14 protein-coding genes are annotated in these 15090 nt (G+C 63.7%); 13 read left to right on the top strand and 1 reads right to left on the bottom strand.

Annotated elements, in window-relative coordinates; translation table 11 throughout:
* Window positions 1–436 precede the first annotated feature (436 nt).
* Window positions 437–655, bottom strand: a complete 219-nt coding sequence (locus tag VV088_RS17910; protein WP_334602041.1) for a helix-turn-helix domain-containing protein — start codon at window positions 653–655, stop codon at window positions 437–439.
* Between the two features lie 195 nt (window positions 656–850).
* On the opposite strand from VV088_RS17910, the gene VV088_RS17905 reads away from it, so the two are divergent.
* From VV088_RS17905 to VV088_RS17845, 13 genes are all read left to right on the top strand, one after another.
* Window positions 851–1627 carry a TIGR00282 family metallophosphoesterase gene (locus VV088_RS17905; RefSeq protein WP_334602040.1) on the top strand — a complete coding sequence of 259 codons (777 nt, stop codon included), beginning with the start codon at window positions 851–853 and terminating at the stop codon, window positions 1625–1627.
* 3 nt (window positions 1628–1630) lie between these two features.
* Window positions 1631–2704, top strand: coding sequence for a metallophosphoesterase family protein (locus tag VV088_RS17900; RefSeq protein ID WP_334602039.1), 1074 nt, complete (start codon window positions 1631–1633; stop codon window positions 2702–2704).
* Complete coding sequence (locus VV088_RS17895; RefSeq protein ID WP_334602038.1) at window positions 2701–4941, top strand: ATP-binding protein; 2241 nt, start codon at window positions 2701–2703, stop codon at window positions 4939–4941. Before VV088_RS17900 ends, VV088_RS17895 begins: the two co-directional genes overlap by 4 nt.
* A 70-nt stretch (window positions 4942–5011) precedes the next feature.
* Entirely contained in the window at window positions 5012–5620 is a 609-nt protein-coding gene (lepB, locus tag VV088_RS17890) for a signal peptidase I (RefSeq protein ID WP_334602037.1), read from the top strand.
* Between the two features lie 236 nt (window positions 5621–5856).
* Window positions 5857–7923, top strand: a complete 2067-nt coding sequence (gene recJ / locus VV088_RS17885) for a single-stranded-DNA-specific exonuclease RecJ (protein ID WP_334602036.1) — start codon at window positions 5857–5859, stop codon at window positions 7921–7923.
* A complete protein-coding gene (locus VV088_RS17880) occupies window positions 7920–8387 on the top strand; it encodes a hypothetical protein (protein ID WP_334602035.1) in 468 nt (155 codons plus the stop codon). Before recJ ends, VV088_RS17880 begins: the two co-directional genes overlap by 4 nt.
* A 26-nt stretch (window positions 8388–8413) precedes the next feature.
* On the top strand, window positions 8414–10651 hold the full coding sequence (locus VV088_RS17875) for a RelA/SpoT family protein (protein WP_334602034.1): 2238 nt from the start codon (window positions 8414–8416) through the stop codon (window positions 10649–10651).
* 76 nt (window positions 10652–10727) lie between these two features.
* Window positions 10728–11171, top strand: a complete 444-nt coding sequence (gene dtd, locus VV088_RS17870) for a D-aminoacyl-tRNA deacylase (protein WP_334602033.1) — start codon at window positions 10728–10730, stop codon at window positions 11169–11171.
* A 12-nt stretch (window positions 11172–11183) separates the two neighbouring features.
* Window positions 11184–11585, top strand: coding sequence for a hypothetical protein (locus VV088_RS17865; protein WP_334602032.1), 402 nt, complete (start codon window positions 11184–11186; stop codon window positions 11583–11585).
* A 14-nt stretch (window positions 11586–11599) separates the two neighbouring features.
* The gene (locus tag VV088_RS17860) at window positions 11600–12202 is read left to right on the top strand and encodes an MBL fold metallo-hydrolase (RefSeq protein WP_334602030.1); all 603 of its coding nucleotides are present in this window, start codon (window positions 11600–11602) and stop codon (window positions 12200–12202) included.
* Between the two features lie 207 nt (window positions 12203–12409).
* Window positions 12410–12631: a helix-turn-helix domain-containing protein gene (locus VV088_RS17855; RefSeq protein ID WP_334602029.1), complete on the top strand. Its 222-nt coding sequence runs from the start codon at window positions 12410–12412 to the stop codon at window positions 12629–12631.
* Window positions 12628–14130 carry a coproporphyrinogen dehydrogenase HemZ gene (gene hemZ, locus VV088_RS17850; RefSeq protein ID WP_334602028.1) on the top strand — a complete coding sequence of 501 codons (1503 nt, stop codon included), beginning with the start codon at window positions 12628–12630 and terminating at the stop codon, window positions 14128–14130. The genes VV088_RS17855 and hemZ overlap by 4 nt, the downstream gene beginning before the upstream one ends.
* A gap of 18 nt (window positions 14131–14148) precedes the next feature.
* Window positions 14149–15087: a uridine kinase family protein gene (locus VV088_RS17845; protein WP_334602027.1), complete on the top strand. Its 939-nt coding sequence runs from the start codon at window positions 14149–14151 to the stop codon at window positions 15085–15087.
* Window positions 15088–15090: the final 3 nt, after the last annotated feature.

Genomic DNA, 15090 nt, shown 5'->3' with positions numbered 1-15090 from the left:
TTGCATCCAGGCGGGACGGCTGCAGCCGTCCCGCTTTTTTGCGCAAAAAAGCCGCCCAAAAGGCGGCAGAATTTGACAATATACGACTTGGCATGGTATGATTGAACTGCCCCTCCGCCGGAGGGGACAGAAAGAAGGCGCTGTTACATATTGGCGGTTGGCCCACCGTTATTACCCCGAAGCGAAATCCAACAAGGGGGAGGTGGTGCAGATGGGAAACGGTCGCTGGACGAACGTCCTGCGTTTCGTGGTGTGTGTAGTCGTTACCGTTTTGGTAATGCTCCTCACTGCCCCAAAAGCTTGTTAGCCGCCCGGATTGGCCCCGAGCGGCTAACGGTTTGTTAGCTTTTATCCTGGGCTAACCGTCGTGTACAGCGCCCTTTCTGTTTTTATTATACCATTTTCCGCCGCCTTGTCAAGTGCGGCAGCAGCTTATTCATTTCAGCAACTCATATAGTTCACACTGAAGCACTCTTGCCAGTGCACAGGCGTCATCTACCATCATTTCTTCCGGCAAAATGTTTTGCTCCAACTGCTCCAGCATGTTCAGCGGAATGCCGCTACGTTCGGCCAGTTCGTCAAGAGACATTCCTGCTCTTTCTCGCAGCCTGTGAATATTGTTGCAAAAGGTTTCTATATATTTTGTAATTTCCATATCTGCACCCCTCACAAGTAATTTGTTTTACCTGCCTTTGTATCTTACCACCAGTTTTTGAAATGTGTTGATTTTAGACCCCATGGGTTCTAAATGAACTAAGAAATTCAAACACTTCAGAAACAGTTGCGATTTTCATTGGAATGCACTATAATAGTCAGGAAACAAAACAACGGTCAGCAAGGAGGATATTCTATGCTGCTGAATGTATTAGCGGTCGGTGACGTAGTGGGGGAAGGAGGGCAGGACATCCTGTCCCGCCGTCTGCCCGGACTGCGGGAGGAGACGGCGGTGCATTTCTGTGTGGTCAACGGGGAAAACGCCTCCGGGGTGGGCATCACTCCCGCCCAGGCCCGGCGGATGCTGGAGGCCGGGGCGGACGTCATCACCCTGGGCAACCACACCTGGAACCGCATCCAGATCGGGGCCTTCCTGGACAAGGAAGAGCGTATCCTCCGCCCCGCCAACTATGCTGGACGGGTCCCCGGCCGGGGCTTCGGGGTCTACCCCTGCCAGGGACTGCGCCTGGGGGTGCTGAACATCATGGGCCGGGTGGACCTGAACTCCAACCTGGACAGCCCCTTCAAGGCCGCCAATTTCTACGCCAACCGGGGGGAATACGACCTGCTCCTGGTGGACTTCCACGCCGAAGCCACCAGCGAGAAGGGGGCCATGGGCTGGCACCTGGACGGCCGTGCGGCGGCGGTTTGGGGGACCCATACCCACGTCCCCACGGCGGACTGCCGGGTGCTCCCCAAGGGCACCGGCTTTGTCTCCGACCTGGGCATGACCGGGCCCATCAATTCGGTACTGGGCATCAAGGTGGAAAATTCTCTGAACCTGTTCCTGGGCGGGCTGCCCCGCCGGTATGAGGAGGCGGAGGGCAACTGCAAGCTCAACGCCTGCCTGTTCACCATCGACACCGAAACCAAAACATGCCGGTCCGTCCGCCGGACGGACATTGAGGAGTAAGCCATGCTGAAAATCATTCACGGAGCTGACTTCCACCTGGACAGCCCCTTCGCCGGGTTAAGCCCGGAGCGGGCCGCCCAGCGGCGGGGAGAACAGCGGGAGCTTCTGGACCGTCTGGCCGGGCTGGCCCGGGAGAAGCAGGCCGATCTGGTGCTGCTGGCCGGGGACCTGCTGGACTCGGAGCGGGTGTTCCGGGAGACCGCCCAGGCCCTGCGCGCCGCCCTGGCGGCCATCCCCTGCCCGGTGTTCATCGCCCCAGGCAATCACGACTTCTACAGCCCCCGCTCGGTCTGGACCTCCCTGGACTGGCCGGAGAACGTACATATTTTCACCTCCGACGCCCTGGAAGCGGTGGAGCTGCCCGGCTGTACCCTGTGGGGACGGGCCTTTTCCGACGCCCACCAGACGGCCTGCCCCCTGGAGGGGCTGGCCGTCCCCGGCGACGGGAGGCTCCACATCGCCTGTGTCCATGGCTGCGTGGGGACCGGGAACGACTACGGCCCTATCACACCCGGAGAGATCGCCGCCAGCGGGCTGGACTATCTGGCCCTGGGCCACGTCCACCAGGGCAGCGGCCTGCAGCGGGAGGGCGGAACCTGGTGGGCCTACCCCGGCTGTCCCGAGGGACGGGGCTTCGATGAGACGGGGGAGAAGGGGGTCCTCTATGTGGAGGCGGAGCCGGGCCGTGTGACCGCCCAATTCGTCCCTCTGGCCAAGGTCCGCTATGAGATCATTACGGCGGATATCACCGGACCGGATGGGGCGCTGTTCAACATCCTGGAGGCTCTGCCCGGCAAAACCAGCGATCTGATCTGCCGCCTGATCCTCACCGGAGAGGGGGACGCCCCCAATCTGGCCAATCTGCAGCAAACGCTGGCCCCGGAGTTCTACGGACTGACCCTGATCGACCGCACCCGTCTGCCCCAGGACCTGTGGGCCCGGCGGGAGGAGGACGCCCTCACGGGGCTGTTCCTGCGGACCATGTGGGACAAGTGCCAGGGGGAGCCGGACAATCCCTTGTGGCAGCTGGCCGCCCGGTACGGGCTGGCCGCCCTGGAGGGAGGCGAGGAGGTATGAGGATCAAGTCCATGACCGCCACCTTCGGCAAGCTGGACCACGCCCGGCTGGAGCCGGGGCCGGGCCTGACCTTGATTCACGCCCCCAACGAGGGGGGCAAGTCCACCTGGGCCGCCTTCTGGCGGACCATGCTCTATGGCATCGACACCAGGGGCCGGGACAAAAAGGGCTATCTGGCCGACAAAAACCACTACCAGCCCTGGTCGGGCGCCCCCTTGGAGGGGGAGATCACCCTGGAGTATGAGGGCCGGGACATCACCATCCGCCGGGGTCCGCGGGGGAACACCCCCTTCGGCGCCTTCTCCGCCGTCTACACCGGCACCCAGGAGCCGGTGCCCGGCCTCACCGCCTCCAACTGCGGCGAGCTGCTCACTGGCGTGGGGGCGGAGGTCTTTTCCCGCTCCGCCTTCCTGGGGGACGGGAACCTGTCCCTCACCACCGCCCCGGAGCTGGAGCGGCGCATCGCCGCCCTGGTCACCTCGGGGGAGGAGGACGTGTCCTTCTCCCAGGCCATGGACCGGCTGAAGAGCTGGAAAAACCGGCGGCAGGTCAACAAGAGCGTGGGGGAGATTCCCAAGCTGGAGGGGGAGCTGGCCCAGATCCGGGAGTCCCTGGACCAGCTGGGGGCGGTCGCCGCCCAGACCGCCCAGCTGGAGGGGGAGCGGGCTGCTCTGGTCCGGGATCAGGAGGAGCTGTCCCGGCAGTTGGAGGCCCACCGGGCCATCGCCCGGCAGAAGCTGTCCGACCGCTACGCCCAGGCGGAGGAAGAGTTCCAGTCCGCCCGGAGGCAGCTGGACCAGCTGGAGGCGGAGCGGGCCGCCCATCCCGTCCCCGACCGGGAGGCCCTGAAGCAGGCCCAGGGGGAGCTGCAGTATCTGAAGGTACTGGAGGAGGAGATCAAGCAGGGCTCCGCCGCCCTGGAGGAGCGGAAGGAAACCGCCGCCCAGGCCAAAGAGGCGGTCAGGGACGAACGTTTCCCCAATATGACCGGGGAGGAGGCCGCAGCCAAAGCCGCCGCCGACTGCGCCGGACATCAAATCGCCTCCGAGAACAGCAAAAGGCTGAAAAAATGGCACCTTTTCCTTCACTTTTTAGGAGTGTTAGGGTTTACCGCGCTGGTATTTTTGGGAATCTCCCAGATGGGACCCCTCTTCATCGGACTGGGCGGAGGCTTTTATATCCTGCTGGTTTCCGTGTCTCTTTGGGCGCTCTTTCGCGGGAAAACCGCAAAAAAACAGGCGGAGGAAATTTTGAACCGCTATGGCGTCCAGACTCCGGAGGAGCTCACCGCCCTGGCCCAGGGCTATCGGGAGCGGTGTCAGGCGGCGGACAAGGCTGCTCACGAGGTGGAGGTCATCCAGAACGCCGTCACCCAGCGGGAGGCCAAGCGGGAGGCCGCCAGGGCCGGGCTGCTGGACTTTGTCCATCCCTTCGCCCCGGAGGTCAAGGACATGTTCGGCTGCTCGGCGGCCCTGTCCCGTGCGCTGAGCATCGACCACGACCTGGCCCTGGCCCGTGAGCGGGCGGAGGAGCGCCGCCGCAGGCTGGACGATCTGGCTGCCCAGGGGGCCAAACCGGGGGAGGAGGCCACCCTCCCGCTGCCCGTTCCAACTGCGGGGCTGGAGGAGACCGAGCGGGCTTTGGCCCGGACCGGAGAGCAGCTGGAGCAGATCACCGCCCAGCTGAATCAGGTCCGGGGGACCCTCCAGGCCATGGGCGACCCCGCCGCCCTGTCCGCCCAGGCGGAGCGGCTGGAGGAGAAGCTGGCCCGCCGCAGGCTGGAGTGCGACGCTCTCACCGCCGCCATGGACGCCCTCACCCAGGCCAACGCCCAGCTCCAGGAGCGGTTCTCCCCGGAGCTGAACCGGCTCACCGGACAGTACATGGCCCGGCTCACCCAGGAAAAATACCCGGCGGTCACCCTGACACGGGAGCTGGAGGGCTTTGTCCGGACGGCGGACGGGGTCCTGCCCCGCGCCGCCCTGTACCTGTCCAGGGGGACGGCGGACCAGCTCTATCTGGCCCTGCGTCTGGCGGTGTGCCAGCTGTGCCTGCCGGAAAAGCCGCCCATCCTGCTGGACGACGCCCTGGCCTCCTTCGACGACTCCCGCCTGGAGGCGGCCCTGGAGCTGCTGTGGGAGCTGTCCGGGGAGCAGCAGCTGCTCCTGTTCACCTGCCAGAAGCGGGAGGGGGAGGTGCTGGCCGGCACCCCCGGCGTGACCAAGCTCACCCTGTAAGAGAGCGGTTGCATTTTTTCCCGAAACCGGTTATAATACCAACCACGACCCAATGAAACGAGGTGTCCCAATGGATGAGTATAACGCGCTCCCCCAGGACGGGGAGGAACACGAGGAGCAGGAAGAGCCCCGCCGTCCAGGCGCGGAGCTGTATGAGTGGCTGCAGCTGTTTTTGGGCTGTGTGGTGGCCGCGGTGGTGCTGTTCAACTGCGTGGCCCGGCTCACCCGGGTGGACGGCGCCTCTATGGACAACACCCTCCAGCACGGGGAGATCATGCTCATCTGGTCCCTGGGCTACACCCCCCAGCAGGGGGACATCGTGGTGCTGAACAAAACCCCTGTGGTCCTCTCCGGCTGGCTGGAGCCCCGAGCCATCGTCAAGCGGGTCATCGCCACCGGCGGGCAGACGGTGGACATCGACTACGCCGCCGGCACCGTCTTTGTGGACGGCCAGCCCTTGGACGAGCCCTACCTCCCGGAGGAGATGTATCTGCCTTTTTCCCCCACCATGCAGGGGACCCACTGGGTGGTCCCTGAGGGTTCCATCTTCGTCATGGGGGACAACCGCAACAACTCCACCGACAGCCGGGACCTGCAGCTTGGGCCCATCGATACCGACTACATTCTGGGCAAGGCCGTACTGGCCCTGTGGCCCATGGAACGCTTCGGCGCGGTATAAGCGCTGGGCAAAGCCGCACCCCGTTTGTCAGACAGGCATGGCGTCCTGTCCGGCAGACGGGGTGCGGTTTTTATTCTCTGCGGTCCGCCCCAAGCTCCTTTGCCCGGCGGCAGACGTAAACTGGGACTTTTGGGATTTTATCTTGAAAGCGGGCCCATTCTCTGATATAATAGATAAGTTAACATGTGATAATATGCTCTGCAGGTGTGCAGGCCGGGTTGGGGAGGTGACCACCAGTGAAATACAAACAGTGGCAGGTGGCCCTGCCCTGCCCGGCGGGACAGCAGGAGCTGGAGGAGGCCGGTCTGCCCCCTCTGCTGGCCGGACTGCTGGCCGCCCGGGGGATTGTCCGCCCGGAGGAGGCCCGGCGGCTGCTCTCCCCTGGCAGCGAGCCCATCCCCGATCCCTCCCTGCTGAAGGACATGGACCGGGCCGCCCAGCGGGTGCGGCTTGCCCTGGAGCGGGGGGAGCTCATCGCCGTCTACGGCGACTACGACGTGGACGGCATCACCGCCACCTGCCTGCTCACCCAGTTCCTCACCGCCCGGGGCGGGCGGATCGTCCCCTACATCCCCAGCCGCCTGGGGGAGGGCTACGGCCTGAATCCAGAGGCGGTCCAGCTCCTGGCCGGACAGGGGGTAGGGCTGATCATCACCGTGGACTGCGGCATCACCGCCGTGGAGGAGACCGCCCTGGCCAACCGCCTGGGCATGGACGTGGTCATCACCGACCACCACGCCTGCAAGGAGGAGCTCCCTCCCGCCGCCGCTGTGGTGGACCCCCACCAGCCCGGCTGCCCCTACCCCTTCAAGGGTCTTGCCGGAGTGGGGGTGGCGCTGATGCTGGCCCTGGCGGTGGCCGGGCCGGAGGAGGCGCAGGAGGTGTTTCATCGCTTCTGCGATCTGGCCGCCGTGGGCACCGTGGCCGACGTGATGCCTATGACCGGGGCCAACCGGGCCATCGTCAGCCTGGGACTGGCCCAGCTGGACCCGCCCCAGCGGATAGGCTTTGCCAGCCTGATCCGCTGCGCCGGGCTGGAGGACAAGCCGGTGACCTCCGTCTCCGTGGGCTACACCCTGGCCCCCCGCATCAACGCCTCCGGGCGGATGGGCATGGCGGAGGTGGCGGTGGAGCTGTTCCTCACCCAGGACCCCATCCGGGCGGACGAGCTGGCGGTCCAGCTGTGCGAGCTGAACCGGGAACGCCAGGGCATTGAGGGGGACATTTTTCAGCAGTGCGTCCACTATCTGGAGGAAAATCCCCAGGAAGACGCCATCGTTCTGGCCGGGAACCACTGGCACCAGGGGGTGGTGGGCATTGTGGCCTCCCGCCTGGCGGAGCGGTACGCCCGCCCCTGCTTTATGATCTGCCTGGACGGCGGCATTGGCAAGGGCTCCTGCCGCTCCTGGGGGGACATCAACCTGTTTGCCCTGCTGTCCTCCTGCTCCGGGCTGCTGGAAAACTTCGGCGGGCACGCCCTGGCCGCCGGCTTCACCGTCCGGGAGGAGAACATCCCCGCCCTGGCCCTGGCCCTGCGCCGGGCCATTGCGGACAGCTGTCAGGGCCAGGCCCTGCCCTCCGTCCTGGAGGTGGATATGGCCGTCGCTCCCCAGCACCTGACGGTGGAGGCGGTGGAGTCCCTGGACCGGCTGGAGCCCTGCGGCACCGGCAATCCCCGGCCCGTCTTTCTGCTCCAGGGGGCTCAGGTACACACCATGTCCCAGGTGGGCCGGGGCCGGCACCTGAAGCTGAAGCTGGAGAGCCGGGGCGCCGCGCTGGACGCCATCTACTTCTCCAGCCAGGGGAGTGAGCTTGGCCTGTACCCGGGCTGCCGGGTAGACGTGGTCTTCTATCCCCAGATCAATGACTTCCGGGGTGCCCGTTCCGTCCAGCTTCAGGTGGTGGACCTGCGCCTGGCCCCTTCCCGGGCCCAGCTGGAGCAGGCCATCTACGACAAGTACAGCCGGGGCGACCCCCTCACCTGCGAGGAGGCCCGGTTCCTGCTGCCAGAGCGCCGGGACTTCGTGGGCCTGTACCGCTGGCTGGAGCGGCAGTCCACCGCCTGCACCGTGGTGGAGGACACCCCCGCCCGCATCGCCCGGTCGGTGGCCCGGGCCACCCGCCAGCGGGAGGTGCCCGCCCGCACCATGCTCTGTCTGGAGGTGCTGGAGGAGCGGGGGCTCATTAACATGAACCGGCGGGTGGACCGCATCCAGATCACCCTGTGCCAGGTGGAGCATAAGGTGGATTTGGAGGCCTCAGAGATCATCAAGCGCCTGCGGAGGGTACTGGAGGAGTTATGAACCGATCAGCACGGCCGGCGGAAATGATTTTGGAGGACCTGCTGTCTCAGGACCCCCAGAGGATATGGTATGCCTCCTGCGAGGTCATCCATCTGGGCCAAGAGCGGACGCGGATACTTCCCCTTGTACCCCACCTGGCAGAGATCAGGCAGGCAGCTGAGCATATTGTACTGGGAGGCGGATTGGCCCCCAACCGGCGGTTTGTCGATTTGGCCCTGCAAACGATTCAATTTCACAGGGACAGCGAGGCTTGTCCCTGCTGCCTGTACCCCCTCCCCCAAGGCGACTGCATCTTTGACCCCCGGGAGGAGGCGGAACGGGGCCGCGTGCGCATCCTGGACTGTACGGTGAACGAGCATTACACCGGAGACTATCCGGTGCAGTGCGCCAGGTGCGGCAGATTATTTCAGGTGACACAGGAGTGGGGGCACTTTGTCTGGTGGCGTTGGACTCCCCTCTCTTAAATCTCAACTCACACCGAGGTGATTTTATGGACCCCATTTTAGAACGCTACCACAGCCTGGAAAAAAAGGTGCTCACCTACATGCCCAACCTGGACACCCAGCGGCTGTTTGACGCCTTCACCTACGCGGACACCGCCCACCATGGCCAGCTGCGCAAAAGCGGCGAACCCTACATCATCCACCCCATCGCCGTGGCGGAGATCGTGGCCGATCTGGAGCTGGATCTGGACTCGGTGGTGGCCGCCCTGCTCCACGACTGCATTGAGGACACCGCCTCCACCCACGAGGAGATCGCCAAAAAGTTCAACCCCACGGTGGCCGAGCTGGTGGAGGGGGTGACCAAACTGACCAAGATGCAGTTCGTCACCAAGGAAGAGGAGCAGATGGAGAATCTGCGGAAAATGCTCATGGCCATGAGCCGGGACATCCGGGTGATCCTCATCAAGGTGTGCGACCGGCTGCACAACATGCGCACCATGGAGTACCAGTCCCCCCGGAAGCAGCGGGAAAAATCCCTGGAGACCATGGAGATTTACGCCCCCATTGCCCACCGCCTGGGCATGCAGAAGGTCAAGTGGGAGCTGGAGGACCTGTCCCTGCGCTATCTGGACCCGGTGGGCTACAAGGAGATCGAGGACGAGCTGATTGAGCGTTCCTCCGCCCACGAGGAGTTTTTGGCCGGCATCCAGCAGCGCATCGAGCAGCGCCTGTCCCAGGAGGGACTCCACTGCACCATCTACGGTCGGGTGAAGCATATCTACTCCATCTACCGAAAAATGTTCGCCCAGAACAAGACCCTGGACGAAATTTTTGACCTGTACGCCTTCCGGGTGATCGTCAGCGACATCCCGGAGTGCTACAACGTGCTGGGCTGCATCCACGACATGTTCAAGCCGGTGCTGGGCCGGTTCAAGGACTACATCGGCACCCCCAAGCCCAACATGTACCAGTCCCTTCACACCACCGTCATCGGACGGGAGGGCATTCCCTTTGAGGTGCAGATCCGCACCTGGGAGATGCACCAGACCGCCGAGTACGGAATCGCCGCCCATTGGAAGTACAAACAGGGGATGGCCAACAAGAACCTGGGGACGGAGCACGAGTTCGAGTGGGTGCGCAGGCTGCTGGAGAGCCAGCAGGACGCCGACGCGGAGGAGTTCGTAAGCACCCTGAAGGTGGACCTGTTCGCCGACGAGGTCTTCGTCTTCACCCCCAACGGCGACGTGAAGAGCCTGCCCGCCGGAGCCACCCCCATCGACTTTGCCTACAACATCCACTCCGCCATCGGCAACACCATGGTGGGCGCCCGGGTCAACGGGCGGATGGTCCCCTACGACTACCAGCTGTCCAACGGCGACATTGTGGAGGTACTCACCTCCAAGAGCGCCAAGGGTCCCAGCCGGGACTGGCTGAAGCTGTGCAAGTCCAACGAGGCCCGGAACAAGATCCGCCAGTGGTTCAAGAAGGAGCGCCGGGAGGAGAACATCGCCACCGGCCGGGCCGCCTTCGACGCGGAGCTGAAGCACGCCAAGATTCCCCTAGCTTCCATCACCGCCGAGGAGACCCTGCCCCACATCCTCCACAAGCTGCGCTGCGGCACCCTGGACGAGCTGTACGCCGCCATCGGCTATGGGGGCACCACCGCCTCCAAGTCGGTGGCCCGCATCCGGGAGGAGCTGCAGCGGCTGGGCCGCCTCCAGGCGGAGAAGGCGGCCGCCGCCGCCCGCACCCTGGAGGAGAGCGTCATCATGCCCGGCAGTTCCGCCGCCTCAGACAGCCATGGGCCGGTCAAGCCCAAGCACTCCGACTCGGGCATCATTGTGGAGGGGCTGGGCAACTGTCTGGTAAAATTCGCCAAGTGCTGCACCCCCGTCCCCGGCGACCCGGTAATCGGCTTCATCACCCGGGGCTACGGCATCTCGGTTCACCGCTGTGACTGCCCCAACGCCCGCTCCGACAAGCGCAAGGCGGAGGAGGGGGACCGGTGGGTCAAGGTGTCCTGGGCGGAGAGCAAGCTGCCCAACTACAAGACCTCCCTGGAGCTGTCCGCCAAGGACCGGGACAACCTGACGCTGGATGTGGCCATGGCCCTGTCCACCGCCCAGGTGAAGGTGTCCGCCCTGTCCGCCCGCTCCATGCCCGACGGCCACGCCACCATCTCCATGGTGGTGGAGGTGAAGGACAAGAGCGAGCTGGAGGGGGTCATCAACAAGCTGAACAATATTCAGGGCGTGTACCACGTGGCGCGGGCGTCCGGGAAGTAGGAAAGGCTCCCTTCCCAGGGGGAGGCTTTCGGGGGCAAGCCCGCCAGCAGCATATATTACAAAAGGATGTGATTCCATGCGTGCAGTCGTTACCCGGGTCAACTCCGCCTCCGTCACTATTGACGGTCAGGTGGAGGGCGCCATCGAGAAGGGCTTTCTGATCCTGCTGGGAGTCGGCCCGGAGGATACTGAGGCGGTCTGCGACAAGTTGGCCGAAAAGATCTGCAATCTTCGGATCTTTGAGGACGAAAACGGCAAAATGAACCTGAACCTGGAACAGACAGGGGGGTCGCTGCTGGTGGTGTCCCAGTTCACCCTGTACGCCGACACCTCCTCCCGCCGCCCCGGCTTCTCCCATGCCGCCAAGCCCGATCTGGCCGTCCCGCTGTACGAGCGGTTCATGGACCAGTGCCGCAGGCGGGGCTTCCAGGTGGAGCACGGCCAGTTCGGCGCGGATATGCAGGTGGCCTCCATCAACGACGGGCCGGTGACCATCCTGTTTGACACCGAGAAACCATAGGGAGGTCTTTTCATGGGATTTTTCTTCGGCAAAAAGAAGCTCGACCCCAGCCAGCCCCATCCGGACTGGCCCTGGACGCTCAGCGAGGGCGGAAACATCCTGCAGGAATTCACCTGGGAGAACATTGAACACGATTTGGCCGAGTTGTATCCGGACGGCGACAGTTTCCTGATTCTGGAGCAGAAGGACCCCAAAAACAACGAGCGCTACTGGTATATTCAAAGCGCCATCGCCCTGAAGGGGCCTAACAAGGACTACTATACCGTCGGCGTCGGCTGGAGCGGGGAATCCGGCCCGGCGCTGGTGGAGCGGTGCTACCACTGGAAGGATTTGGACACCGTCATCGGGATTTTTGAACGGGCATTTCAAGGAAAGTGTTTGGACCTTTCCGGATACGAGAGTTTTTTTGACTGAGCAGGAGGTAAAGTATGAAGGTCAGCATGATGCAGGTGGGCCCCATTGGCACCAACTGCTATATTTTGGAGGACGGCAAAAAGGCCGCCGTCATTGATCCCGGCGACGAGGCGGACCGCATTCTGGCCCAGCTGGACGTCCAGGTGGAGTATATCCTCCTCACCCACGGCCACTACGACCACACCACCGGCGTGCCTGAGCTGCACAAGGCACTGCCCGGCGCGAAGATCTACATCCACCAGGCCGACGCCAACGGGGCGGGCAGCCGTCTGTTCCCCCTGGCGGGGCAAGTGGACGACCTGCTGCTCTATGACGAGGGGGACGCCCTCCCTCTGGGGGCGCTCACCATCGAGGTGCTCCACACCCCCGGCCACTCCCCCGGCTCGGTCACCCTTAAGGCGGGGGACGTGCTGTTTACCGGAGACACCCTCTTTGCCGGGGACTGCGGCCGCACCGACCTGCGGGGGGGCAGCTGGGAGGAGATCCTGGTCTCCCTGGGCCGCCTGGGTAAGCTGGAGGGCAATTTCCACGTCCTCCCCGGCCACGGGGACACCTCCGACCTGGACACCGAGCGGAAAATCAACCCCTACCTGAAACAGGGCATGGAGCTGAAGTGAATCACCCCGCTGTTGCCCTGTTATATTCCTGCTCCGCCTGGACGTCTTCCGGGATCGCAGTGCAGAATTTCGCGATTTCAGCGGGAATTTCCAGGTTGTCAAGATATAAAGTTTGTAGTATAGTCTGATTCATGGCGTTGTCTCTATTCGCAATTTATGTTCGTCTCCATTGTGTTTGCAAGTTATGTTCATATCAGGGGGGATTTTATGGCAAATATAGGAGAACGGCTGAAACTCCTGCGAAAAGAGAAGGGCCTGAAACAGGTGGAAATGGCCGAACAGTTCAGTCAGAGCCTGCGGGCATATCAATATTACGAGGCGGGTAGCCGCCATCCCGAATACGATCATCTGCTGGCCCTGGCCGACTTCTTTGACGTCAGCCTGGACTATCTGGTGGGCCGCAGCGAGACAAGGGAGCGTCAGCCATGAAGCTATACTTTGAGACCTCCAACTTCCCCTGGTCCCCGGAGCGGTATCACTACGCCGCCGAGCAGATGATGCTCACCCTCTTTCCGGGGGAGAAACCCGAGTACCCGGAGGGCCCCCTGCCCCGGGACCTGAGCGGCGAGGCCAACGCGGCGGTGTTCACTCTCCACCGGGGGAAGAAGCTGACCAACATCAGTGTTCTGGTTTTCCGTCCCCGGGGATATTATAATGGTGTGAGCCGTTTCCCCTCCGAGGAGCTGGACCGGCCCCCGGAAGAGGTCTACCACACCGTCCAGCACGCCCTGAAGCTGGCCTTCTACAAGGCGGGTGCCGCCTTGCTGGGGGTGCATCCCCCCTGGGGGGCGCTGACCGGGGTGCGGCCCGTGAAGCTGCCCACCCGCGCGCTCCTGGCCGGGAAGACGCCGGAACAGGCGGAGGCGGAGCTGAAGAAGGAGTATTTTGTCTCCCCCCAGCGGGCCAGGCTGGCGGTGGACTGCGCCAAAGCCAGCGTGGAGGTACAGCGGTCTCTGACGCCCGGCCAGGTGTCGCTGTATATCGGTATCCCCTTCTGTCCCAGCCGGTGCGTCTACTGCTCCTTTGTCTCCGCCGACGTGGGGAAAACCCTGCATCTGGTGGAGCCCTATCTGGAGGGGCTGCTCCGGGAGGTGGAGGAGACCGGCCAGGTTCTCCAGGATGCGGGGCTGACCATCCGCTCCTTCTACATGGGGGGCGGCACCCCCACCACCCTGTCCGCGGGCCAGATGGACCGGCTGCTGTCCAAGTGCCAAGAATGTCTCCCCCTGGACGGCTGTACCGAGTACACCGTGGAGGCGGGGCGGCCCGACACCATCACCGAGGAGGCGTTGCGGACCCTCCATGCCCATGGCGTGGACCGCATCTCCATCAACCCCCAGACGCTGGAGGACCACGTATTGGAGGCCATCGGCCGGAAGCACTCCGCCGGGGACATCCAAACCGCCTATGAGCTGGCCCGCTGGATCGGGTTCCCCTGCATCAACATGGACCTGATCGCTGGACTGCCGCAGGACTCCTTCGACGGCTTCCGCAGTTCTCTGAACGGAGTGCTTGCCCTGGACCCCCAAAACATTACGGTCCACACCCTGGCGCTGAAAAAGGGCTCCCGGCTGATGGAGGAGGGGGGCTCCCTTCCCAGCGGGGAGGAGGTGGCCGAAATGCTGGACTGGTCCCGGCAGGCGCTCATAACGCACGGTTATATCCCATATTATTTATACCGGCAGAAGTACATGTCGGGCTCGCTGGAGAACGTGGGCTGGGCCAAGCCAGGCGCCGAGAGCCTGTACAACGTCATCATGATGGAGGAGCTGCACACCGTCGTCTCCCTGGGGGCAGGCGGAGTGACCAAGCTCGTCCGGGGCGGAGAGATCCTCCGCCTCACCAATCCCAAGTACCCCCAGGATTATCTGTCCAGCCTGGACAAGGTTTTTTCGCAGAAAAAGGAGATCCGGACGTTTTATCGCTAGACTAGAGGAGTGGATACTATGGCCTACCAGCTGCAGGAGATCAACAAGCGCGTCAGGAGTGACGTGACGGAATTTTTGGCCGAGTGCGACGAAAACTACGCCCAGCGGGTGTCTCTGGCGGCGGACAGAATCCTGTCCAACCTGGAGCGCAGCCCCATCGTGCTGCTGTCCGGCCCCTCCGGCTCGGGCAAGACCACCACCGCCATGAAGATCGCCGAGGAGCTCCAGCGCCGGGGGGTACACTCCAGGGCGGTAACCATGGACAACTACTTTCTCACCGTAAACCCCAAGACCGCCCCCCGCACTCCGGAGGGCGCCATCGATTACGAGTCCCCCCGGTGCCTGGACACCGAGCTGCTGGATCAGCACTTCACCGCCCTGTCTCGGGGGGAGGAGATCCTCATCCCCAAGTTCGAGTTTGCCCGCCAGATGCGCAACGACAGCCTGGGCACCCCCCTGAAGCTGGAAAAAAACGAGATCGCCATCTTTGAGGGCATCCACGCCTTGAACGACGAGATCACCGGCCGCCATCCCGAGGCCGCCAAGCTGTACATCTCCGCCCGCTCCAATGTGAACGAGGGCGCGGTCCTCCGCTTCAAGGGCACCTGGATGCGGCTGACCCGCCGGGCCGTCCGGGACTACAGCTTCCGGGGCCAGGAGGTGGCCCAGACCCTGGACATGTGGGCCAACGTCCGCCGGGGAGAAAAGCTGTACATCTCCCCCTTCAAGAGCAGGGCCGACATCGTGTTCGACTCCTCCCTGCCCTATGAGGTGCCGGTGATGAAGAACTACGCCGTTCCCCTCCTGAAAAACCTCCCCGAGGACAACGAGCGCCACCGCGAGCTGCTGGACCTGGTGGCCGCTTTTGACCACTTTGAGGCCATCGACCCCGCCCTGGTGGCCAGGGATTCCCTCCTGCGGGAGTTCATCGGCGGCGGGAGCTACCATTACCACTGATCC

Source organism: Lawsonibacter sp. JLR.KK007 (assembly GCF_036941135.1).
In the GTDB taxonomy this organism is placed as follows: domain Bacteria; phylum Bacillota; class Clostridia; order Oscillospirales; family Oscillospiraceae; genus Lawsonibacter.
Note: the sequence above shows the minus strand (reverse complement) of the source record. Positions and strands in the feature narration are given on the sequence as shown.